The sequence below is a fragment of the Kitasatospora sp. cg17-2 genome (assembly GCF_054031055.1).
Window position 1 is genome coordinate 6,521,111 of the sequence record NZ_CM132923.1, and the last position, 22,739, is coordinate 6,543,849.

Annotated in this window: 18 protein-coding genes; 13 read left to right on the plus strand and 5 right to left on the minus strand. The window is 74.4% G+C overall.

Annotated elements, in window-relative coordinates; all coding sequences use genetic code 11:
- Window positions 1-30 precede the first annotated feature (30 nt).
- Window positions 31-939 (minus strand): glutamate ABC transporter substrate-binding protein, encoded by a 909-nt coding sequence (locus tag ACW14Y_RS27465; RefSeq protein WP_380304187.1) that lies wholly within the window; start codon window positions 937-939, stop codon window positions 31-33.
- Window positions 940-1,078: 139 nt separating this feature from the next.
- Window positions 1,079-1,852 (minus strand): amino acid ABC transporter ATP-binding protein, encoded by a 774-nt coding sequence (locus tag ACW14Y_RS27470; RefSeq protein ID WP_340635321.1) that lies wholly within the window; start codon window positions 1,850-1,852, stop codon window positions 1,079-1,081.
- A 415-nt stretch (window positions 1,853-2,267) separates the two neighbouring features.
- On the opposite strand from ACW14Y_RS27470, the gene ACW14Y_RS27475 reads away from it, so the two are divergent.
- Both ACW14Y_RS27475 and ACW14Y_RS27480 read left to right on the plus strand, forming a co-directional pair.
- The gene (locus ACW14Y_RS27475; protein ID WP_402724529.1) at window positions 2,268-3,023 is read left to right on the plus strand and encodes a response regulator transcription factor; all 756 of its coding nucleotides are present in this window, start codon (window positions 2,268-2,270) and stop codon (window positions 3,021-3,023) included.
- A gap of 6 nt (window positions 3,024-3,029) precedes the next feature.
- A complete protein-coding gene (locus ACW14Y_RS27480) occupies window positions 3,030-4,472 on the plus strand; it encodes a sensor histidine kinase (protein ID WP_456983685.1) in 1,443 nt (480 codons plus the stop codon).
- Window positions 4,473-4,493: 21 nt separating this feature from the next.
- On the opposite strand, the gene ACW14Y_RS27485 is transcribed toward ACW14Y_RS27480, so the two are convergent.
- Window positions 4,494-5,501, minus strand: a complete 1,008-nt coding sequence (locus ACW14Y_RS27485) for a TAXI family TRAP transporter solute-binding subunit (RefSeq protein WP_380304180.1) — start codon at window positions 5,499-5,501, stop codon at window positions 4,494-4,496.
- An 86-nt stretch (window positions 5,502-5,587) separates the two neighbouring features.
- Here ACW14Y_RS27485 and miaB point away from each other — a divergent pair, with 86 nt between their 5' ends.
- Both miaB and ACW14Y_RS27495 read left to right on the plus strand, forming a co-directional pair.
- Window positions 5,588-7,090, plus strand: a complete 1,503-nt coding sequence (miaB, locus tag ACW14Y_RS27490; RefSeq protein WP_380304178.1) for a tRNA (N6-isopentenyl adenosine(37)-C2)-methylthiotransferase MiaB — start codon at window positions 5,588-5,590, stop codon at window positions 7,088-7,090.
- A gap of 111 nt (window positions 7,091-7,201) precedes the next feature.
- Window positions 7,202-7,900 carry a class III extradiol dioxygenase subunit B-like domain-containing protein gene (locus ACW14Y_RS27495; protein WP_380301948.1) on the plus strand — a complete coding sequence of 233 codons (699 nt, stop codon included), beginning with the start codon at window positions 7,202-7,204 and terminating at the stop codon, window positions 7,898-7,900.
- A 28-nt stretch (window positions 7,901-7,928) separates the two neighbouring features.
- Here the strand turns inward: ACW14Y_RS27495 and ACW14Y_RS27500 are convergent, their stop codons facing one another.
- The gene (locus ACW14Y_RS27500) at window positions 7,929-8,219 is read right to left on the minus strand and encodes an antitoxin (RefSeq protein ID WP_456983686.1); all 291 of its coding nucleotides are present in this window, start codon (window positions 8,217-8,219) and stop codon (window positions 7,929-7,931) included.
- A gap of 137 nt (window positions 8,220-8,356) precedes the next feature.
- Between ACW14Y_RS27500 and miaA the strand changes: the two genes are divergently transcribed.
- From miaA to hflX, 5 genes are all read left to right on the plus strand, one after another.
- The gene (gene miaA, locus ACW14Y_RS27505) at window positions 8,357-9,316 is read left to right on the plus strand and encodes a tRNA (adenosine(37)-N6)-dimethylallyltransferase MiaA (protein WP_380301944.1); all 960 of its coding nucleotides are present in this window, start codon (window positions 8,357-8,359) and stop codon (window positions 9,314-9,316) included.
- Window positions 9,317-9,542: 226 nt separating this feature from the next.
- A complete protein-coding gene (locus ACW14Y_RS27510) occupies window positions 9,543-10,091 on the plus strand; it encodes a hypothetical protein (protein ID WP_380301942.1) in 549 nt (182 codons plus the stop codon).
- A gap of 89 nt (window positions 10,092-10,180) precedes the next feature.
- Window positions 10,181-11,092, plus strand: a complete 912-nt coding sequence (dapF, locus tag ACW14Y_RS27515; RefSeq protein ID WP_380301940.1) for a diaminopimelate epimerase — start codon at window positions 10,181-10,183, stop codon at window positions 11,090-11,092.
- A 223-nt stretch (window positions 11,093-11,315) separates the two neighbouring features.
- Complete coding sequence (locus ACW14Y_RS27520) at window positions 11,316-13,754, plus strand: RelA/SpoT family protein (protein WP_380301938.1); 2,439 nt, start codon at window positions 11,316-11,318, stop codon at window positions 13,752-13,754.
- A 107-nt stretch (window positions 13,755-13,861) separates the two neighbouring features.
- Entirely contained in the window at window positions 13,862-15,370 is a 1,509-nt protein-coding gene (hflX, locus tag ACW14Y_RS27525) for a GTPase HflX (RefSeq protein WP_380301936.1), read from the plus strand.
- 112 nt (window positions 15,371-15,482) lie between these two features.
- On the opposite strand, the gene ACW14Y_RS27530 is transcribed toward hflX, so the two are convergent.
- Window positions 15,483-16,670 (minus strand): trypsin-like serine peptidase, encoded by a 1,188-nt coding sequence (locus tag ACW14Y_RS27530; RefSeq protein WP_380437220.1) that lies wholly within the window; start codon window positions 16,668-16,670, stop codon window positions 15,483-15,485.
- Between the two features lie 329 nt (window positions 16,671-16,999).
- Between ACW14Y_RS27530 and ACW14Y_RS27535 the strand changes: the two genes are divergently transcribed.
- The 4 genes from ACW14Y_RS27535 to ACW14Y_RS27550 are packed head-to-tail and all read left to right on the plus strand — an operon-like array spanning window position 17,000 to window position 22,729.
- A complete protein-coding gene (locus tag ACW14Y_RS27535; protein ID WP_419931210.1) occupies window positions 17,000-18,889 on the plus strand; it encodes an IucA/IucC family protein in 1,890 nt (629 codons plus the stop codon).
- On the plus strand, window positions 18,781-19,500 hold the full coding sequence (locus ACW14Y_RS27540) for a GNAT family N-acetyltransferase (RefSeq protein ID WP_380437254.1): 720 nt from the start codon (window positions 18,781-18,783) through the stop codon (window positions 19,498-19,500). Before ACW14Y_RS27535 ends, ACW14Y_RS27540 begins: the two co-directional genes overlap by 109 nt.
- Window positions 19,501-19,515: 15 nt before the next feature.
- Window positions 19,516-20,925, plus strand: coding sequence for a lysine N(6)-hydroxylase/L-ornithine N(5)-oxygenase family protein (locus ACW14Y_RS27545; protein ID WP_456983687.1), 1,410 nt, complete (start codon window positions 19,516-19,518; stop codon window positions 20,923-20,925).
- Window positions 20,903-22,729 carry an IucA/IucC family protein gene (locus ACW14Y_RS27550; protein ID WP_380301929.1) on the plus strand — a complete coding sequence of 609 codons (1,827 nt, stop codon included), beginning with the start codon at window positions 20,903-20,905 and terminating at the stop codon, window positions 22,727-22,729. Before ACW14Y_RS27545 ends, ACW14Y_RS27550 begins: the two co-directional genes overlap by 23 nt.
- Window positions 22,730-22,739: the final 10 nt, after the last annotated feature.

Below are 22,739 nucleotides of genomic sequence, written 5' to 3' on the forward strand. Positions count from 1 at the left end.
ATCCGTGGAGGATCGGGTGGGACGGGTGGATCAGTAGCGGTCGAGGGCCGGCGGCTGCGGGGCGGCGGCACCGGAGAGGCCCAGGGTGGCGTCGTAGGCCTTCTTCCAGTCGCCGTTGTCCTGGTGGGCCTTGAGCGCGTCGCTGATCGCGTCGCGCAGCGCCTTGTCGTCCTTGTTCAGGCCGACGCCGTAGTTCTCCTTGGTGAAGGGCTGGCCGACCACCTTGAGCTTGCCGGTGTACTTCGAGGCGTAGCCCTTGAGGATGGCGTCGTCGGTGGTGACCGCGTCGACCTCGCCCGACATCAGCTTCTCGACGCAGGCCGAGTAGGTGTCGAACTGGGTGATCTTCGGCGAGTACTTCTCGATGTTCTTGATCGAGGTGGAGCCGGTGGCGGTGCAGACGTTCTTGCCGTTGACCGAGTCCGGGCCGGTGATCGTGGTGTTGTCGGCCTTGACCAGCAGGTCCTGGCCGGCGACGTAGTACGGGCCGGCGAAGGAGACGGTCTTCTTGCGCTCGTCGTTGATGCTGTAGGTGCCGACGTAGAAGTCGATCTGGCCCTTGGAGATGGCCGGCTCGCGCTGCGAGGAGACCAGGGTCTGCCACTTGATCTGCTGCGGGGTGAAGCCGAGGTCGGCGGCGACCATCTTGGCGATCTCGATGTCGAAGCCGCTGCGGTCGCCGCTGGCGAGGTCCTCCCAGCCGAGGAACGGCTGGTCGGACTTGGCGCCGATGAGCAGCTGGCCGCGCTTCTTGGCCTCGGCCAGCACGGCCGAGTCGATCTTGACGTCGGTCTTCACGGTGTAGGTGGGCAGCGCGGGGGCGGCGCTGCCGCCGGCCGAGGTGTTGGTGGCGCCGGGCGTGCCGTCCTTGCCGCAGGCGGCGGTGGCGGTGAGCGCGATGGCGCAGAGCGCGACGGCGAAGGTGCGACGAGTCCTCATGAGGGCAGTTCTCCTGGGGCTTGGCCACGGGTCGACCGGGCTCTGGCGGAGGGTGCGGTTCGGGTGGGGGCCCGGCGGGCGGGCGGGAGGGCGCGCGGTGGCGCCCCGCCGCCGTCGGCCGGGGGTCCGGACCGGGACATCAGTGGTGCAGGATCTTGGAGAGGAAGTCCTTGGCGCGCTCGGAGCGCGGCGCGGTGAAGAAGGCCTCGGGGGTGTTCTGCTCGACGATCCGGCCGTCCGCCATGAACAGCACCCGGTTGGCGGCGGAGCGGGCGAAGCCCATCTCGTGGGTGACGACGACCATCGTCATGCCGTCGGCGGCCAGCTGGCGCATGACCTCCAGCACCTCGTTGATCATCTCGGGGTCGAGTGCCGAGGTGGGCTCGTCGAAGAGCATCACCTTGGGGTTCATCGCCAGCGCCCGGGCGATCGCGACGCGCTGCTGCTGGCCCCCGGACAGCTGGGCGGGGAACTTCGACGCCTGGGCGCCGACGCCGACCCGCTCCAGCAGTTCCTGGGCGGTCCGTACGGCCTGGTCCTTGGCGATGCCGCGGACCTTCACCTGGCCGAGGACCACGTTCTCCAGCACGGTCTTGTGGGCGAACAGGTTGAAGCTCTGGAAGACCATGCCGACCTCGGCCCGCAGCCGGGCCAGCTCCCGGCCCTCGGCGGGCAGCGGGCGGCCGTCGATGGTGATCGTCCCGGAGTCGACGGTCTCCAGCCGGTTGATCGTCCGGCACAGGGTGGACTTGCCGGAGCCGGAGGGGCCGATCAGTACGACCACCTCGCCCTGCTTGATCTCCAGATCGATGTCCTGGAGGACGTGCAGCGCACCGAAGTGCTTGTTGACGTTGCGCAGGACCACCAGGGGAGCGGCGTCGGCGCGGGAGTCCTGGTCGAGGCTCGTGCTCATCGGGCCTGCTCCCTCGGGTCGGCCCGTGGGTGCGAACTCCCTTGGGCGGCAATGGTGGTAGGAATCCGAGGGTCGCAGCCGGCGGAGCCGCGACCCTCGGTGGGCCGACCATAGGAGCCCTGACGTCGCCACGTCAGCCGATCTGAGTGGAATTTGAGGATCACGATCCGGCCACACGCCCGGCGAACGCTGTTCACAAAGGTCCGATAAGGGCACAGTGACAGCGTCCGGAGGCCGCGGCGGGCGTGATCGCGGAGCCCCGGAGGGGCCGGGCGGCCGCCGGCCGAGCCTGGCGTCCGGGCCTTCGCTGGCCCATACTGCGCAGAACCGGGACCTGCCCGGCAGGGGCCGTGACAATCCCACGGCGACCGAGGGACGCACTCCCCGGGAAACCGTCCGGGAGAGGAGGAGAACCATGAGACTGCTGCTCGTCGAGGACGACGAACGCGTGGCCGCCGCGCTGGTCGCGGTCCTGGGCCGGCACGGCTTCCAGGTCCGGCACGCCCGCAGCGGCCACGAGGCCCTGGACGCCCTGGTGCCGGACGGCAACGAGCCGTACCGGGTGGTCCTGCTCGACCTCGGGCTGCCCGACCGGGACGGCTTCGAGGTGTGCAGCCGGATCCGGGCCGGCAGCGGCGTACCGGTGATCATGGTGACCGCGCGGGCCGACATACGCTCCCGGATCCACGGCCTCAACCTCGGCGCCGACGACTACGTCACCAAGCCCTACGACATGGGCGAGCTGCTCGCCCGGATCCACGCCGTCGCCCGCCGCGGCGCCGCGCCGGCCGCCGTCGCCGCACCCGCCCCGGACACCGTCCCGCAGCAGCGCGGCCCGCTGGAGTCCCGCGGCATCGTGATCGACCGCGAGCGCCGCCGGGTCAGCGTCGACGGCCGGGACGTGCCGCTCACCCGCAAGGAGTTCGACCTGCTGGCGCTGCTGGCCCAGAGCCCCGGCGTGGTCTACCGCCGCGAGCAGATCTTCAGCGAGGTCTGGCGCAGCGGCTGGGAGGGCAACGGCCGCACCCTGGAGGTGCACATCGGCTCGCTGCGCACCAAGCTCGCCCTGCCCGGCCTGGTCGAGGCCGTCCGGGGCGTGGGCTACCGGCTGATCCCGGAGTGCCCGACGCCCGCCGCCGACAGCCCGCCCCCGGCCCGCACGGAGCACTGACCGCACGTGCGCACCCGCCTTCTCGGCATCCTGATCGCGCTGATGCTCTGTGTGCTCGCCGCGCTCGGAATGCCGCTCGCCGCGGCGTTCGCCGCCGCCGAGCAGAGCCGGGTGGTGGTCGACCGCCTGGACGACGCCGCCCGGTTCGCCCAGGACCTGCCGACCTCCGGCGTCTCCGGCCTCGAATCGGCGCTCAAGGGCGATCCCCAGCCCGCCCCCGGCGACCTCAGCCGCCGCCACGCGCTGGACGCCGAGGTGGTGCGCTACCACGAGCTGTACGGGGTGCGGATCGGCATCTTCCAGCGCGACGGCGTGCCGATCGCGGTGGCCCCGGCCGACTGGCGGGTACCGGCCGGCGGCTGGGCCGAGCAGGCGTTCCAGGAGGCGCTGGACGGCCGGCGCAGCCACAACCCGCCGCAGGTCTGGCCGTGGACCCCGGAGCGGACACTGACCGTCGCCACCCCGGTGGTCCGCGACGGCGACGTGGTCGCGGTGGTGCTCAGCGACTCCCCGACCGGCGCGCTGCGCACCCGGGTGCTGCGCCAGTGGCTGGTGATCGGGGCCGGCGAGGCCGTCGCGATGATCGTCGCGGTGCTGCTCGCGGCCCGGCTGACCGAGTGGGTGCTGCGCCCGGTCCGCACCCTGGACCGGGCCACCCACGACATCGCCACCGGCCGGATGAACGCCCGGGTGGCGCCCGGCGGCGGCCCGCCCGAGCTGCAGCGGCTGGCCCGCTCGTTCAACGAGATGGCCGACCACGTGGTGCTCGCCCTGGACCAGCAGAAGGCCTTCGTCGCCGACGCCTCGCACCAGCTGCGCAATCCGCTGGCGGCGCTGCTGCTGCGGGTCGAGGTGCTGGGCCTGGAGCTGCCCGAGGGCCACGACGAGGAGCTCGGCGGGGTCCGCGAGGAGGGCGTCAGGCTGGCCCGGGTGCTGGACGACCTGCTCGGACTGGCCACCGCCGAGCACGCCCGCCCCGAGCCGGAGCCCACCGACCTGGCCGCGCTCGCCCTGGCCCGGGTGGACGCCTGGCGTCCGCTGGCCGGGCAGCGCGGGATCGAGCTGGTCTGGGAGGGCCCGGCGCTGGCGCTCGGCCTGGCCGACCCGATCGGCTTCGGCAGCGCGCTGGACGCGGTGGTCGACAACGCGCTGAAGTTCGGCCCGACCGGCAGCCGGGTGCGGGTGCTGGTCGCGGTGCGCCGCGAGGAGGTCGCGGTGACCGTCTCGGACCAGGGCCCCGGCCTCACCGAGGAGGAGCTGGCCCGGGCCGGCGACCGCTTCTGGCGCAGCACCCGGCACCAGAACGTGGACGGCTCGGGCCTCGGCCTGTCGATCGCCCGGACCCTGCTGCAGGCCGCCGGCGGCTCCCTCACCTTCGGCACCGCCGTCCCGCACGGCCTCGCCGTCACCCTCGCCGTCCCCCGCGCCGCCGACAAGCGCCGCGGCTGAGCGGCGGGTCCGACCCGAGGGTCAGGGCTTGACCGAGCGGTAGTAGCGGGCGGCGCCCTCGTGCAGCGGGAGCGGGTCGGTGTAGACGGCGGTGCGCAGGTCGACCAGCTGGGCGGCGTGGACCTGGGCGCCGATCTGGTCGCGGCTGTCGATCACCGCGCGGGTGATGCCCTGGACCAGGTCGTCGTCCACGTCGGCGCGGGTGATCAGCAGATTGGGCACGGCGACGGTGGCGACCGCGTCCTTGGGCTCGGCGTTGGGGTAGGTGCCCTTGGGCATGGTGGCCGCCCGGTAGGCGTCGGTGCCGCCGCCCTCGACCTTGTGGACCGACTCGGCGAGGTCGCCCAGCGGCACGATCCGGATCCGGACGTGCTCCGACAGGTCGGTGAGCGCGCTGGTCGGCAGGCCGCCGGACCAGAAGAAGGCGTCCACCTCGCCGCGCCGCAGTCCGTCGGCGGCGTCGCCGATGCCCAGCGGCTTCGGGGTGATGTCGTGCTCCGGGTCGAGCCCGGCCGCGGCCAGCAGCCGCCGGGTCACCAGGTTGACGCCCGAGAGCGGCTGGCCGACGCCGACCCGCAGGCCCTTGAGGTCGGAGGCCCGGTGCACCGGGGAGTCGGCCGGCACGATCAGCTGGAGGTAGTCGTCGTAGAGCCGGGCGAGAGCGCGCAGCTTCTCCCGGCCGGGGCCGGTGTACTGGGCCACGGCGTCCGCGGTGGCTATCGCGAAGTCGTCCCGGCCGGAGGTGACCCGGCGGAGGTTGTCGACCGAGCCCTCGGAGTTGTCGAGCTCCAGCCGGACCCCGGGCATCGCCCTGGCCAGCTGGGCGTCCAGCAGCTGCCCGTACCGGTCGTACACCCCGCGCTGGACGCCGGTGGCCAGGCGGGTCTCGCCGCGCGGGTAGCCGGGGGAGCGGCCCTCCGACAGCCACCAGCCGCCCAGGCCGGCCAGCACCAGGACGAGCGCCGCCACGATCCGCCACAACGGCCGGCGGGCCGCGGCGCGGAACCGGGAGGAGCTGCTGGAGGCCATGGAAGGGATAGTGCCAGGCGCCCGCGGCGAACGGGAGGGGGGCAGGACGGCGGAAGGTCCGGGGGAGCTGCCCGTACCCTGGTCGGGTGAGCGGTGACAGCGGATCGAAGAGCTACAAGGTCGTCACGTACGGCTGCCAGATGAACGTCCACGACTCGGAGCGGCTCTCCGGGTTGCTGGAGGACGCCGGGTACGTCAAGGCGGGCCAGGAGGGTGACCCCGACCTGGTGGTCTTCAACACCTGCGCGGTGCGGGAGAACGCGGACAACAAGCTGTACGGCAACCTCGGACAGCTGGCCCCGGTCAAGACCCGCCACAAGGGCATGCAGATCGCCGTCGGCGGCTGCCTGGCCCAGAAGGACCGCGACACCATCGTCGCCAAGGCCCCGTGGGTCGACGTGGTGTTCGGCACCCACAACATCGGCCACCTGCCGGCGCTGCTGGAGCGGGCCGCGGTCGAGCGCAAGGCCCAGGTCGAGATCCTGGAGTCGCTGGAGACCTTCCCCTCCACCCTGCCCACCCGCCGGGAGTCGGCGTACGCCGCCTGGGTCGCGATCTCGGTCGGCTGCAACAACACCTGCACCTTCTGCATCGTCCCGGCGCTGCGCGGCAAGGAGGAGGACCGCCGGCCCGGCGACGTCCTCGCCGAGATCGAGGCGCTGGTCGGCGAGGGCGTCATCGAGGTGACCCTGCTCGGCCAGAACGTCAACGCCTACGGTTCCGACCTGGGCGACCGCGAGGCGTTCTCCAAGCTGCTGCGCGCCGCCGGGCAGATCGAGGGCCTGGAGCGGATCCGCTTCACCTCGCCGCACCCGCGCGACTTCACGGACGACGTGATCGCCGCGATGGCCGAGACCCCGAACGTGATGCACCAGCTGCACATGCCGCTGCAGTCCGGCTCGGACCGGGTCCTCAAGGCGATGCGCCGCTCGTACCGGCAGGACCGCTTCCTGGGCATCATCCGCAAGGTGCGGGAGGCGATGCCGGACGCCGCCATCTCCACCGACATCATCGTGGGCTTCCCCGGCGAGACCGAGGAGGACTTCGAGGAGACCATGAAGGTCGTCCGCGAGGCCCGCTTCACCAACGCCTTCACCTTCCAGTACTCCAAGCGCCCCGGCACCCCGGCCGCCGAGATGGACGAGCAGGTCCCGAAGGCGGTCGTCCAGGCCCGCTACGACCGGCTGATCGCGCTCCAGGAGGAGATCTCCTGGGACGAGAACAAGAAGCAGGTCGGCCGGATCCTGGAGATCCTGGTCGCCGAGGGCGAGGGCAAGAAGGACGACCGGACCGACCGGCTCTCCGGCCGGGCCCCGGACAACCGGCTGGTGCACTTCACCCGGCCCGCCGAGCCGGTCCGCCCGGGCGACACGGTCACCGTGGAGATCACCTACGCCGCCCCGCACCACCTGCTGGCCGAGGGGCCGACGCTCGGGGTGCGGCGCACCCCGGCCGGGGACGCCTGGGAGAAGCGCAAGGGCGTGGCCGCGGCCAAGCCGGCCGGCGTGATGCTGGGGCTGCCGTCGATCGGCGCCCCGAAGGCGCTGCCGCTCGCCGCCCCGGCCGGGGGCGCCTGCTGCGGGGACTGACCCGGCACCGGCCCGACCGGAGCACGGTCGGGCCTTCGCCCGGACTGCCGACGGCCCGGGGGACCGCACGGTCCCCCGGGCCGTTCGGTGTTCTTGGCTAGAGTGATCCACATGCTGGTTGCCGCCGCCGTGTGTCCCTGTCCGCCGCTGCTGGTCCCCGAGGTCGCCGCCGGGGCCTCGGCCGAGCTGGAGCCGCTGCGCGCGGCCTGCGACGAGGCGCTCGGGGCGGTGCTCGCCGCCGGGCCGGAACTGCTCGTCGTCGTCGGCACCGGGCCGGAGGCCGAGGTCTGGACCGAGGGCGGGGCCGGGTCCTTCCACCGGTACGGCGTGCCGCTGGTGGCCGCGCTGCCGGGCGGCCGGGCCGAGGGCCCCGAGCTGTCGCCCGCGCTGACCGTCGGCGCCTGGCTGCTCGGCCGGTCCGGGACGGCCCTGCCGACGCACGCCTGCGCGGTGCCCGCCGACGCGCCCGCCGACCGGATGCTCGGTCTCGGCCAGGGCCTGGCCGGGCTGGCCGACCGGGTCGGGCTGCTGGTGATGGGCGACGGCAGCGCCTGCCGCTCGCTGAAGGCGCCCGGCTACCTGGACGAGCGGGCCGAGGGCTACGACGCGGCGCTCGCCCGGGCGCTGGGTACGGCCGACACGGCCGCGCTGGCGGCGCTGGACCCGGGCCTGGCGGCCGAGCTGAAGGCCGAGGGCCGGGCGCCCTGGCAGGTGCTGGCCGGCGCCGCCGAGGGCGCCGGCCTCACCGCGCGGCTGGGCTACCAGGACGCGCCGTACGGGGTCGGGTACCTGGTCGCCTCCTGGAGCTGAGCCCGGGCCGGGCCGGAAGGCCGGGCGGTCAGCCGGTCGGGCCGGGCGTGCTGCCGGGCGCGCCGCCGTTCGGGCTGCCCGGGGCGGTGCCGGTGCCCCCGGTGTCCTCGGGCTTGTGGGCGAAGTCGTCCACGGCGGTCCTGGCCTTGCTGGTGCCGTGCTCGATCTTCTCGCTGTACTTGCCCTTGGTGGCCTTGTCGATCGCGCCGCCCGCCTTGTCCACCGCGCTCCCGATCTGGTCGCTGTGCTTGCCGGCGAACTCGCTGGCCTTCTCCTTGAGCTCCCCGGCCTTGCCCTTGAGGTTGTCCATCAGACCCATGGCGCCTCACCCTTCTCTCGCTGTCTCTCTCACAACGTCCGTCACGTCCGAACCGTTCGCAACGGGACGAGGTGGCCGAAAACGGGCGTGAACGGGGGGCCGGACGGTCGGCCGCCGTTCTTTGGCAGACTTGTCCGGTGAGCAGCTCCACTACTGTCCGGCCCAGCCGCCCCCGTGTCGTCTCGGTCGTCGGCGCGACCGCCGCCGGCAAGTCCGACCTGGCCGTGGCCCTGGCCCGCGCCCTCGACGGCGAAGTGATCAACACCGACTCCATGCAGCTCTACCGGGGCATGGACATCGGCACCGCCAAGCTGACCCCGGCGGAGCGCGGTGGGGTCCCGCACCGTCTGATGGACATCTGGGACGTCACCGAGGCCGCCAGCGTCGCCGAGTACCAGCGGCTGGCCCGGGCCGAGATCGACCGGCTGCTCGCGGCCGGCCGTACCCCCGTCCTGGTGGGCGGCTCCGGCCTGTACGTGCGGGCGGCGATCGACGAGATGGAGTTCCCGGGCACCGACCCGGAGGTCAGGGCCCGGCTGGAGGCGGAGCTGGAGCAGCTCGGCCCCTACGCGCTGCACGGCCGGCTGGCGGCGCTGGACCCGGCGGCGGCCGAGGCGATCCTGACCGGCAACGGCCGGCGGATCGTCCGGGCGCTGGAGGTCATCGAGATCACCGGGCAGCCGTTCACCGCGAACCTGCCGAGCAACACCGCCGTGTACGACGCGGTGCAGATCGGCGTCGCGGTGCCGCGTCCCGAGCTGGACGAGCGGATCACCCTGCGGGTGGACCGGATGTGGCGGGACGGGCTGCTGGAGGAGGTGCGGACCCTGGAGGGGCTCGGGCTGCGCGAGGGGCGGACGGCCTCCCGGGCGCTCGGCTACCAGCAGGTGCTGGACCACTTCGCCGGGACCTGCACCGAGGACGAGGCGCGGGCCGAGACCGTCCGGGCGACCAAGCGGTTCGCCCGCCGGCAGGAGTCCTGGTTCCGCCGGGACGACCGGATCCACTGGCTCTCCCGGCCGGCCGGCACCGACCCGGCCGAGCTGCTCGACCGCTCGCTCGGGCTGATCGATCGTCAGGAAACGGCCGCGCGATAGGCGGTTTCCGGCCATCCGGCGGTGCAGTTGCGCGGGCAGAGGGCCGTGCAGCACGGTCCGGCGGTCACGACCGGATCACGTGATGGCCACGGATCACCCGACGACCCCGGTCAGGCCCGGAACGCGACCCTGGACATGCCATCATCGAGGTCACAAGGGTCGACCCGGGCGGGTCGATCGGCCAGGCCGCGAGTCGCACTCGTGTCGAACTGTCAGGGGAGGCCGCGTGTCCACGGGTACCGGCCCCGAGACCGACCAGAGCGCCGGCCGTTCCGTGAACGGCGGAGCCGTCGGCGGCAGTGTCACGGCGCAGACCGCCGACCTCGACTCCTCGACGCTGCCGGACCTGCCGGTGCTGTCCGGACTGGACATGCCCACCTCGTACGCCCTCGCGCTGCCCGCGCTCGACACCAGCGCCCCCGCCGGCGCGGTGCACGAGCGGGAGATCCGGCCGCGCCGCCGGCTCCGCTGGTGGCAGACCCTGCCGATAGCCCTGCTGGCCACCGCCGGCTCGCTGATGTTCGCCTTCCCGCTGGCCTTCGGCTCGGCCGGGGCCGGCTCGGCGATGATCGGGATGCTCGGTCTGCTGCTCACCGCCGCCTCGCTCGGCTGGGGTGCGATGGCCGCCCGGCACGCCGGTTACAAGTGGCCCGGCCTGCCGCGCCGAGGCACCGGCGAGCGGGCCGGGTGGCGGTCGATCGTGATCTACACGCTGATCGTGCTGGCCGCCTGCGCGCTGGCCCTGTGGCGGGTCGTCCGGCTCTCCGGACGGTAGGGCGGGTCCCCGGCGGTCCGCGGTCCGCGCCGGTCCGCGGGGTGGAACCGGACGGCACCGGTCCGGGGCGCCTCGGTACCATCGGGAGGGTGACCGCAACCTCCGCGCAGCCCGTCGGCCTCCCCTTCCTCAAGGGGCACGGCACCCAGAACGACTTCGTCATCGTCCCCGACCCGGACGGCCGGCTGACCATCGGTCCCGAGGCCGTCGCCGCGCTGTGCGACCGCCGCGCCGGCATCGGCGGGGACGGGCTGCTGCGCGTGGTGCGCTCCGCCGCCGACCCGGCCGCCGCCGACCAGGCCGACCGCGCCGAGTGGTTCATGGACTACCGCAACGCGGACGGTTCGATCGGTGAGATGTGCGGCAACGGCGTCCGGGTCTTCGCCCGCTACCTGGTCGAGGCCGGACTGGCCGAGCCGGGCGAGCTGCCGGTGGCCACCCGGGCCGGACTGCGGACCGTGCGGGTCGCGGCCGACGCCGCGGACGGCACGCCCGGGGAGATCACCGTGGACATGGGCCGCGCCGCGCTGCCCGGGCCGGACGGCGTCGCGGTGGCGGTCGGCGGTCGCAGCTGGCCGGCCCTGAACGTCAACATGGGCAATCCGCACGCGGTCGCGTTCGTCGAGAGCCTGGACCACGCCGGGGAGCTGCGGACGGCGCCGGCGACCAGCCCCGAGGGCGCCTACCCGGAGGGCGTCAACGTCGAGTTCGTGGTGGACCGGGGCCCCCGGCACGTCGCGATGCGGGTGCACGAGCGCGGCTCCGGCGAGACCCTCTCCTGCGGCACCGGCGCCTGCGCCGTCGCGGTGGCCGCCGCCCGGCGGGACGGCCTGGATCCGGCGGTCACCGGCGCCGCCGTGACCTACGCGGTCGACGTGCTGGGCGGCCGGCTGACGATCACCGAGCACCCGGACGGCCGGGTGGAGAAGACCGGCCCGGCGGTCATCGTCGCCCGCGGCGAACTGGACCCGTCCTGGACGGCGCTGCTCGGCGGCGCCTGACCGCCCCTCACCAGCGGTGCGAGCGGCCCGGGGAGCGTTCTCCGGGCCGCTCGGCCGCTCCGGCCGTCGACGATCGCGTTTGCCCAATTCGTATGGGATCGAATCCCCCCGTTCGAGTGACAGGTATGACGGACGGGAAGCGGGGCATCGCGGAACGTGCTCTGCTCGGTAGCATGGACCACCGGGTCGGCCCACGCCCCCGGTACCGCTGCCGGAGGTGCCGATGACCATCGAAGCCGGGCAGCCCCTGGCGGGGCAGCCGACGTCCGCACGGCAAGCCGGGCCCAGACGGCCGCTCGGCGGACTGGGCCGGGCCGCGCTCGGACGCGCCGGGCGCGCCGCGCTGCTGGCCACCGGCCGTCCGCCGGTGCCGGACGCCCTCGAACCGCTGGTCCAGGCCCACCGGCGGCACCATCCGCAGGCCGACCTCGGCCTTCTCGGCCGGGCCTACCGGCTGGCCGAGGAGAGCCACCGGGGCCAGAAGCGGAAGAGCGGCGAGCCGTACATCACCCACCCGCTGGCCGTCACCATGATCCTGGCCCAACTCGGCGCCGGCACCACCACCTTGGTCGCCTCGCTGCTCCACGACACCGTGGAGGACACCGAGTTGACGCTGGACCAGGTCGCCGAGGGCTTCGGTCCCGAAGTCGCCTACCTGGTCGACGGGGTGACCAAGCTGGAGAAGGTCGACTTCGGGGCGGCGGCGGAGGCGGAGACCTTCCGCAAGATGCTGGTCGCCACCGGGGACGACGTCCGGGTGATGGTGATCAAGCTCGCCGACCGGCTGCACAACATGCGGACCATCCGGCACATGAAGCCGGCCAGCCAGGTGCGGATCGCCAAGGTCACCCGGGACGTGCTGATCCCGCTGGCCGAGCGGCTCGGCATCCAGGTGCTGAAGGCGGAGCTGGAGGACATCGTCTTCGCCACCCTGCACCCGGAGGAGCACGCCCGCAGCCGGGCCCTGCTGGCCCGGCACGAGGACGGCCCCGACACCCTGCTGGCGCCGTTCGCCGACGTGCTGGGCCGTCAGCTCGCCGAGGCCGGGGTCGCCGCCGAGGTGACCGTCCGGCCCCGGCACTGCGTCTCGCTGCACCGGGTGCTGCTCAAGCGGGACGCCGCCCCGGGGCGGGACGGCCGGCCGCAGGAGCCGCAGCCGGCCGACTTCGGGCGGCTGCTGGTGGTGGTCGAGGAGAACGCCGACTGCTATGCCGTGCTCGGCGAGCTGCACACCTGCTGGACGCCGCTGCCGGGCGAGTTCAAGGACTTCGTGGCCGCGCCCAAGTTCAACCTCTACCAGTCGCTGCACACCGCGGTGGCGCTGGCCGGCGGCGAGGTGGTCGAGGTGCTGGTGCGCACCCGCCGGATGCACGCGATCGCCGAGACCGGGGTGGTGGCGCTCGGCGACCCCCGGCAGCCCGCGCGCGGCGGCGAGCAGGCCCCGGACGAGCTGGACCGCACCGACCCGGCCCGGCCGGGCTGGCTCTCCCGGCTGCTCGAGTGGCAGCAGGAGACCCCGGACCCGGACGCCTTCTGGTCCGCCCTCACCGCCGACCTCGCCGGTGACCGCGAGATCACCGCGGTCACCGAGCTCGGTGAAACGCTTCAGCTCCGGGCCGGGGCGACCTGTGTGGACGCCGCCTACCTGCTGGGCGAGGAGACCGGGCACCGATGTATCGGGGCGCGGGTGAACGGGCGGCTGGTGGCGCTCTCCACCGTGCTCCAGGACGGCGACCGGGTGGCCATCCTCACCGACGGCTCGGACGCGCCCGACGGCCCCCACGGCCCGGACGGCTCCCGCGGCCCCGACGGCCCCGGGTCCGCCGCCGCGCCGGCCGGCCGGCGCCGGTCCGAGCCCTCCGGCCCCGCCCCCGAATGGCTCGCGCACGCCCGCACCCCGGCCGCCAGGATCGCCATCGAACGCTGGCTGGCCGACCACCCGGCCCGCCGCCCGGTGGTCCGCACCGGCCCCTCGCCGAGCCAGCCCGCGCCGCCCGCCCACCCCGTCGCCCCCGCCCGGCCCGCCGTCCCGGTGACCTCGGCCGAGCGCCCCGGCGCGCCGGTCCGGCTGGCCCGCTGCTGCACCCCGGTGCCGCCGGACGGGATCGTCGGCTACCCGATCCGCGGCGGCGCGATCGCCGTGCACCGGGCCGGCTGTCCGGCCGGGGAGCGGATGCGCGACGACGGGCGCGGCGCGCTGGAGGTCGACTGGAGCCCCGGCGGCGCCCCGCCGGGCGGCTACCGGGCCACCCTGCGGGCCGAGGCGCTGAACCGGCCCCGGCTGCTCGCCGACCTCACCGCCGCGATCTCGGGGGAGGGCGTCGGCATCGTCTCGGCGGAGGTCGAGCCGCCGCAGGAGCTGCGGGTCCGGCACACCTACACCGTCGAGCTGCCGGACCCGGCCGCGCTGGCCTCGGTGCTGCGGGCGATGCTGCGGGTCTCCGGGGTGTACGACGTGGAGCGGCCGCACGCGCCGCCCGGCGGCGGTCCCGGCCGGGCCCCGGCCGCCCCGCCCGGCCCGGCGGGCGACCCGGCGGCGCCGGAGGGAAATGCGGATGACCCGTCCGCGCCCGACGTGCGAACATCATGGGGAATTCACGGCCGGACCGCGGCGTTCTCGGGGCAGAGGAGTCCCAGTCCGAACCGCGGCCCCGAGGGGTAGCTCGCACCTCGCCCGAGTGGTAGTCGGGGCGGCAGCTGGGCAGACTCCCGGCACGACCGTCCGTACGGTCGCGCACAGGCCACCCGTTCCAGCAGCCGAAGGACAGAATGACCTCCACGTTCGACACCCGCGACCAGACCGACGCCACGCGCCGCATCGACGGTCTGCGGGCGGAAGCCCTCATGGACGAGGACCTCGCGGCCATCGACGAGGACCACGGACACCACTACGACGGCGACCAGTACGACCGCAGCGAGCGCGCCGCGCTCCGTCGTGTCGCCGGCCTCTCCACCGAGCTCGAGGACGTCACCGAGGTCGAGTACCGCCAGCTCCGCCTGGAGCGCGTGGTGCTCGTCGGGGTCTGGACCGACGGCACCCTGGAGGAGGCGGAGAACTCGATGGCCGAGCTCGCCGCGCTGGCCGAGACGGCCGGCTCCGAGGTGCTGGACGGTGTGATCCAGCGCCGTGACAAGCCCGACGCGGCCACCTACATCGGTTCCGGCAAGGCCAAGGACCTGCGCGACATCGTCGCCGCCAGCGGCGCCGACACCGTGGTCTGCGACGGTGAGCTCACCCCGGGCCAGCTGATCCACCTGGAGGACGTGGTCAAGGTCAAGGTCGTCGACCGGACGGCCCTGATCCTGGACATCTTCGCCCAGCACGCCAAGTCCCGCGAGGGCAAGGCGCAGGTCTCGCTCGCGCAGATGCAGTACATGCTGCCGCGACTGCGCGGCTGGGGCCAGTCGCTCTCCCGGCAGATGGGTGGTGGTGGCTCCGGCTCGTCCGGCGGCGGCATGGCCACCCGCGGTCCCGGTGAGACCAAGATCGAGACCGACCGGCGCCGGATCCGGGAGAAGATGGCGAAGCTCCGCAAGGAGATCGCCGACATGAAGAAGGGCCGCGACACCAAGCGCCAGGAGCGCAAGCGCCACCAGGTGCCGTCCGTGGCCATCGCCGGCTACACCAACGCCGGCAAGTCCTCGCTGCTCAACCGGCTCACCGGCGCGGGCGTGCTGGTGGAGAACTCGCTGTTCGCCACCCTCGACCCGACCGTGCGCCGGGCGCAGACGCCGAGCGGCCGGGTCTACACCCTGGCCGACACCGTCGGTTTCGTCCGGCACCTGCCGCACCACCTGGTCGAGGCGTTCCGCTCCACCATGGAGGAGGTCGCCGACGCCGACCTCATCCTGCACGTGGTGGACGGCTCGCACCCCGAGCCGGAGACGCAGCTGGCCGCCGTCCGCGAGGTCGTCGTCTCGGTCGACGCGCAGAACGTGCCGGAGATCGTGGTGATCAACAAGGCCGACGCGGCCGACCCGCTGGTGCTGCAGCGGCTGCTGCGCCGCGAGCCGCACGCCATCGTGGTGTCGGCCCGCACCGGCGTCGGCATCGAGGAGCTGCTCGCGCTCATCGACGACGAGCTGCCGCGGCCGGCGATCGAGGTGCAGGCGCTCGTCCCGTACACCCAGGGCGCGCTGGTGTCCCGGGTGCACGCCGAGGGCGAGCTGCTCGGCGCCGAGCACACCGGCGAGGGCACCCTGCTGCACGCCAAGGTGCCGGCCGAGCTGGCCGCCGAGCTGGAGCCCTTCGCGGTGGCGCTGACGCCGCAGGGCTGATCCGCACCGCGAAGAACGCGAACGGCCCCGGTCCCCTCCCGCGAGGAGGGGCCGGGGCCGTCGGCGTTTCCGGTCGGTTCCGCCCGGCGGCCGCGTCGGTGATCGTGCCGGGCTACTTCTTCTTGGCGATCCAGTCCAGCGCCTGCTTGGCGACCGTCTCCAGGTACGGCCCGCTCAGCGAGGTGTGGTCCTGGGTGCCGATCGAGGTGTTGGAGACCAGGGCGAGCTTGCCGTCCGGCATCGGCGCGAACCAGCCGCCGCCGCTGGAGCCCTGGGTCATGTTGCAGCCGATGGTGAGCATCGACGGGCGCTTCGGGTCGAAGGAGAGCCGGGTCGGCTTCCCGCCCTCGCACTTGTACAGCTCCTGGCCGTCGAACGGCTTGTACAGCGGGTAGCCGACGGCGGTGGCGGTGACCTTGTCGCGCGGGGCGTCGAACCAGACCGGCACGGCCCCGCCGACCGTCTCCTCCAGCGACTTGCCGCTGTCGTTCTGGTTGCTCACCCGCATGATCGCGAAGTCGTACTGGTTCGCCGCGTCGCCGGTCCCGCCGCCCTCGACCAGCCACTGCGGCGAGGTCACCACGTCCTTGGCCCACCAGGTGCCGAGCGGGGCGAGCTCGGCCAGCGGGGCCTTCTTGCCGCCGCTGGAGGCGCCCGAGTTGTTGTAGGCGGGGACGAACACCAGGTCCTTGAAGTAGTTGCCGCCCTTGCCCGGGTGGACGCAGTGGCCGGCCGTCCAGACCAGGTTGCTCTTCCCCGGGTGCGCCGGGTCCTGGACCACGGTGGCCGAGCAGTTGCCCCGGCCGCCCTCGGCGGAGAAGAAGACCTTCCCGGACGGCTGCTTGGTGTACGGACGCGGCACCGGCACGGCCTTGACCACCGCGGGCTCCGGGTCGGTGACCCCGTCGTCGGCGGCGGGCTTGGCGGTGGGCGGCGCCGGGTCGGCCGGCTTGGAGTCGCCCATCTTGTCCGGGTTCCAGAAGTCCTTGACGATCGGGTTGTTGAAGACGTGCTTGGACGCCCAGTTGTCCCAGTCCTCGAACTTCCACCGGGTCAGGTCGTCCCAGCTCTTCGGCAGGCCCTCCAGCAGGCTGGTCGGGATGCCGGTGGGCAGGGTGATGCCGCCGATCACGCCGGTGCCGCCCGCCGCGGCGGAGGCGGAGGCGGTGGTGCCCGGCGAGGGCGGCGGGGCGGCGGTTCCCCCGCCGCCCGAAGGCCCGTCGGGGCCGCAGGCGGTGACGGCGAACAGGGTCCCCGCGGCGAGGACCGCGGCCGCGGCTGACCGGTGGATCGCTGGCATGAGTGCTGTCCCCCTGGTGGTTCGGTGTGGGCGGCGGGCCGCCGTCCTGGAGTCTGCCACTGGCCACCAGGACGGCACCGGGCGGCCCCCGGTTGCGGTCCCGGGCGGCGGTCACCGATCTGTGACGCGGGGGCCGTCCGCTCGTTGGCACTGGGGGACCAGCTCCCTCCCGAATGGTGAACCTTCACCGGTCTTCACCCGGACGAGTGAAGCGCCCTTGTGATCAACCGTCAGGGATAGGTAACCCTTACCTGACGCGACGGTGCGAGCGCCCGCAGGTTTTCTCCACCCCACGCGCGTCGGCACTCCACGCGCACCAAGGAGCAGCATTGAGCACCGCCCTCACCGGAGCCCCGCCCGACATCCCGGCCGGCCGATCCGGCCCCGCGGCCCCCGCCGCCGGCCCCGCGACCACTGTCCCTGCCGTCGGCGTCCCCGCCGTCGCCGCCCCGGTCGCCTCCGACCGGCTGCTCCACCCGGACCCGGCCGTCGCCGCCGAACAGGCCGCGCTGGAGGCCCTGTTGCGTTGCTGGGCCCGCGAGACCGGCGCCGCCCCCGGCCCGGACGGACATCTGCGGATCGCCGTCCTCGGCGGCGCCGCCCGACTCTCCGCCCCCGTCCGGCACTGGTCGCCGGCCGGCTGGCACCGGTTCGGCCCGGCCACCCTCGGGGCCGGTACGGCGGGAGACCTGCACGAGGCCCCGGTGGACGCCGTCACCGCCGCCGCCCTGCTCGCCGCCGCGGCCGCCGACCGGCCCGACCCCGGGCAGATCGCCGACCTCGCCGCCCGGGTCGCCGACTCGGTGGTCCGCACCGCCGACATCCTCGCCCACCACCGCTCCGGCACCGCCCCGTCGCCCGGCGGGCCCGAGCGCTCCGAGTTCCTCGCCACCGAGCAGTCCCTGCTGCTCGGCCACCCGATGCACCCCACCCCCAAGAGCCGCGACGGCCTCGGCCCCGCCCAGAGCGCCGCCTACTCGCCGGAACTGCACGGCTCCTTCCAACTGCACTGGTACGCCGTCGACCGCGAGCTGCTCGCGGCCGGCTCCGCCCTCACCGAGGGCGCCGACCGGATCACCGCCCAGCTCCTCGGCGACCCCGCCCTGCTGCCGCCCGGCACCGCCGCCCTGCCGCTGCACCCCTGGCAGGCCCGCGAACTGGCCCACCGCCCGGCCGTCGCCGCCCTGCTCGCCGACGGCCGGCTGCACGACCTCGGCCCGTCCGGCGCCGCCTGGTACCCGACCTCCTCGGTGCGCACCGTCTACCGGCCCGGCACCCCCTGGATGCTGAAGCTCTCGCTCGGCCTGCGGATCACCAACTCCCGCCGGGAGAACCTCCGCAAGGAACTCCACCGGGGCCTGGAGATGCACCGGCTGCTGGAGAGCGGCCTCGGCGCCGAGTGGCGGGCCGCCCACCCAGGCTTCGACATCGTCCGCGACCCCGCCTGGATCGGCGTCGACCACCCCGGCCTCGGCGACCCCGGCGGACTGGACACCGTGCTGCGCGCCCAGCCCTTCGCCCCCGGCGACCGCGTCCACTGCGTGGCCGGGCTGGTCGCCGAGCGGCCGCACCCGGCGGGGGCGGGCGACGAGGCCGGCCGCGTCCGGTCCCGGCTCGGCGACCTGCTGCGCACGCTCGCGTCCCGCACCGGCCGGCCGCTGCCGACCGTGGCCGCCGAATGGTTCCTGCGCTACCTGGACGCCGTCGTCCTGCCCGTGCTCTGGCTGGACGGACAGGCCGGCATCGCGCTGGAGGCCCACCAGCAGAACAGCCTCGTCCTGCTGGACGCCGAGGGCTGGCCGAACGGCGGCCGCTACCGCGACAACCAGGGCTACTACTACCGGCACAGCGCCACCGACCGGCTCACCGCCCGGCTGCCCGGCCTCGGCGCGCGCAGCGACACCTTCCTCGACGATCCGGTGATCGACCACCACTTCGCCTACTACCTGGGCATCAACCACGTCCTCGGCCTGATCGGCGCCCTCGGCTCGCAGCGGCTCGCCGACGAGGCCGTGCTGCTGGCCGCGCTCCGGCGCTTCCTGGCCGGCCCCGCCGCCCGGGCCACCGGCTCCGCGCTGCCGGGCCTGCTGCTCGAAGCCCCGACGCTGCCCTGCAAGGCCAATCTGCTCACCCGGATCCAGGGCCTGGACGAGCTGGTGGGGCCGGTCGCCACCCAGTCCGTCTACATCGAGCTGCCCAACCCGGTGGCGGGCGCGTGAGCGGGCCGGTGGACGGGCTGTCGGACGGTGGCCCCGGCGTCGGCGGTCCGGCGGACGATCCGGCGGGGTGGGGCACGATCGCCACCGCCGCCGGGGAGTTCCGGCTCCGCCGGGTCCGGCTCCCCGCCGACCTCGGCCTGCTCACCCGCTGGATGAACGACCCCGAGGTGGCCGCGTTCTGGGAACTCGCCGGCCCGTCCGCCGTCACCGAGCAGCACCTGCGCCGCCAGCTCGACGGCGACGGCCGCAGCCTGCCCTGCCTCGGACTGCTCGACGACACCCCGATGAGCTACTGGGAGGTCTACCGCGCCGACCTCGACCCGCTCGCCGCGCACTACCCGGCCCGGCCGCACGACGCCGGACTGCACCTGCTGCTCGGGCCCGTCGCCAGCCGCGGCCGGGGCCTCGGCACCGCCCTGCTCGCGGCCCTGACCGACCGCGTCCTGCGGGAGCGCCCGCACTGCGAACGGGTGGTCGCCGAGCCCGACGTCCGCAACCGGCGCTCCGTCCGCGCCTTCCGGCGGGCCGGCTTCCGGCTCGCCGCCGAACTCGACCTGCCCGACAAGCGGGCCGCCCTGATGGTCCGCGACCGCACCCCGCACCCCGCCTAGGACAGCACCCGCCTCATGGACACCCCAGCCCCCCCGCCCGGACCGTACGACCTGCTCGGCCTCGGCCTCGGCCCGTTCAACCTCTCGCTCGCCGCGCTCGCCGAGCCCGTCCCCGGGCTGCGCACCCTCTTCTGCGACCGGCGACCGGAGTTCCGCTGGCACCCCGGGATGCTCGTCGAGGGCGCGCGGATGCAGGTGCCGTTCCTCGCCGACCTGGTGTCCCTGGTCGACCCGACCAGCCCCTGGTCCTTCCTCAGCCACCTGCGGGAGGAGGACCGGCTGTTCCCGTTCTACTTCAGCGAGCGCTTCCAGCTCACCCGCCGGGAGTACGACCACTACTGCCGCTGGGTCGCCGAACGGCTCGCCAACTGCCGCTTCGGCACCGAGGTCACCGCCCTGCACTGGACCGGCGACCGCTACCGCGCCGAGCTGGGCGAGCCCGCCACCGGCCGGACGTACACCGTCGAGGCGCGCAACGTCGTGCTCGGCGTCGGCACCCTGCCCGTCCGCCCCGCGGCCTTCGCCGCCCTCGACGGCCACCCGGCGGTCTTCCACTCCGCCGACTACCTCGACCGGCGCGAGGGCCTGGCCGGCGCCCGGGACATCACCGTGGTGGGCAGCGGACAGTCCGGCGCCGAGATCTTCCTCGACCTGCTGCGCCGCCACGACGGCGACGGCGTGCGACTGCGCTGGCTCACCCGCACCCGGGCGCTCGCGCCGATGGAGTACTCCAAACTCGGCCTGGAGCACTTCACCCCCGACTACACCCGGTACTTCCACGGCCTGCCGGAGGCCGTCCGCGACCACCTGGTCGAGGCCCAGTGGCAACTGCACAAGGCCGCCTCCGCCGAGACCCTCGCCGAGATCCACGACCAGCTGTACGAACGCACCGTCGGCCGGCCGGTCGGCGCGGCGCCGGTCGAGATCACGCCCGGCACCGAGGTCACCGAGGCCCGGCCCGGCCCCTGCGGCGGGCTCGAACTCGACTGCCGGCACACCGACTCCGGCACCGCGCACCTGCTGCGCACCGACGCCGTGGTGCTCGCCACCGGCTACCGGGCGGCCGGGCCGGCCGCCCTGGAACCGCTCGCCCATCTGATCGACCGCGACCCGGCCGGCCGCTACCGGGTCGACCTCGACCACCGGGTGGCCACCCGGCCGGAACTCACCGGCGGGCTGTACGTCCAGAACGGCGAGCTGCACACCCACGGGGTGGGTACCCCCGACCTCGGACTGGGCGCCCACCGGGCCGCGGTGATCCTCAACGCCGTCACCGGGCGGACCGTCCACCGGCTGCCCCGGCGCACCGCCTGGACCGGCTTCGCCCCGCCCGCCCCCACCACCGCCGCCCCCGCTTCGTCCGTTCCCGCAACCACCCTCCCCCGACCCCAGGAGCCGACCCGTGCCGCAACCGCCGGCCGCTGAACCGCCGCTGTACCTGCCGCCGCAGCTCACCGCCGGCCATTGGCAGCGGGCCGGCCGCGCGCTGCTCGCCAAGATGCTCGGCGAGTTCGCCTACGAGGAACTCCTCGCCCCGACCGGGACCGGGACACCGGACGGCTGGACACTCGCCCTGCCCTCGGCCGAGTACCGCTTCACCGCCCGGCGCGTCGCCTACGAGAGCTGGCTCGTCGACCCCGGCTCGGTCCGCTGCGACGACCCCGAGGGCCTCGACCCGCTGCGCTTCCTGGTCCACGCCCGGCACGCCCTCGGGCTGCGCGGCGACACCACCGGCCACCTGCTGCGCGAGCTCACCGCGACCCTGATCGCCGACGCCCACCTGCTGGCCACCGGCCTCACCGCCGCCGAACTCGCCGACCTCGGCCACACCGAGCTGGAGGGCCGGCAGGGCGGCCACCCGTGGATCGTCCCCAACAAGGGCCGGATCGGCTTCTCCGCCGCCGACGCCGCGCGCTGGGCCCCCGAGGCCCGCAGCCCGCGCCCGCTGCCCTGGATCGCCGTGCACCGCCGGCTCGCCGAGTACCGGGGCGTCGCCGGTCTCGCCGACCCCGAGCTGCTGTACCGCCGGGAGCTCGACGACCCGGCCGCGCTCCGCGCCCCGCTCGGCGCCGCCGCCGAGGACTACCTGCTGCTGCCGGTGCACCCGTGGCAGTGGGACGAGACCGTGGTGCCGCTGTTCGCCCCCTGGATCGCCTCCGGCGAGATCGTGCCGCTCGGCACCGACGGCGACCTCCGGCTGCCCCAGCAGTCGATCCGCTCGTTCTTCAACGAGAGCCGACCCGAGCGCTGCACCGTCAAACTGCCGCTGGCCGTCCTCAACACCCTGGTCTGGCGCGGCCTGCCCACCGAACGCACCCTGGCCGCGCCCGCCGTCACCGCCTGGATCCACGGGCTGCGCGACGCCGACCCCTTCCTGCGCGAGGAGTGCCGGGTGGTGCTGCTCGGCGAGATCGCCTCGGTCACCGTCGACCACCCGGTCTACCGCGACCTGCCCGAGGCCCCCTACCAGTACAAGGAACTGCTCGGCGCGATCTGGCGGGAGCCGCTCGGCCCGGCGCTGGCGCCCGGCGAGCGCGGCCGCACCCTGGCCGCCCTGCTCCAGACCGGACGCGACGGACGGCCGCTGGCCGCCGAACTGGTCGCCCGCTCCGGGCTCGCCCCCGCCGAGTGGACCGGCCGGCTGTTCGCCGCGATGCTGCCGCCGCTGCTGCACTTCCTCTACCGGTACGGGCTGGTGTTCTCCCCCCACGGCGAGAACGCCGTCCTGGTCTTCGACGAGCGGGACGTACCGGTCCGGCTGGCGGTCAAGGACTTCGTCGACGACGTCAACCTCAGCGACCAGGACCTGCCGGAGCTGCGCGACCTGCCCGCCGAGGTGGACGCCGTCCTGCTGCGCGAGGACCCGCAGGGGCTGTGCCAGTTCCTGCACTCCGGGCTGTTCATCGGCGTGTACCGCTATCTGGCACCGCTGCTGGAGGCCGGGACCGGCCTCGCCGAGGCGGAGTTCTGGGCGCTGCTGCGGGCCGAGATCCACCGCTACCAGGCGCGGTTCCCGGAACTCGCCGAGCGGTTCGCGCTGTTCGACCTGTTCCGGCCGAGGATCGACCGGCTCTGCCTGAACCGCAACCGACTGCTGCTGGACGGCTACGGCGACCGCCCGCACCGCCCGCACGCGGCCCGGCACGGCACCGTGCCCAACCCGCTCGCCGCGGACGGGACGGGCCGGGTGCCCCGCCGCCGGGACCGGATTGTCACCCCTGCCCCGTAGGCTGGGTGGG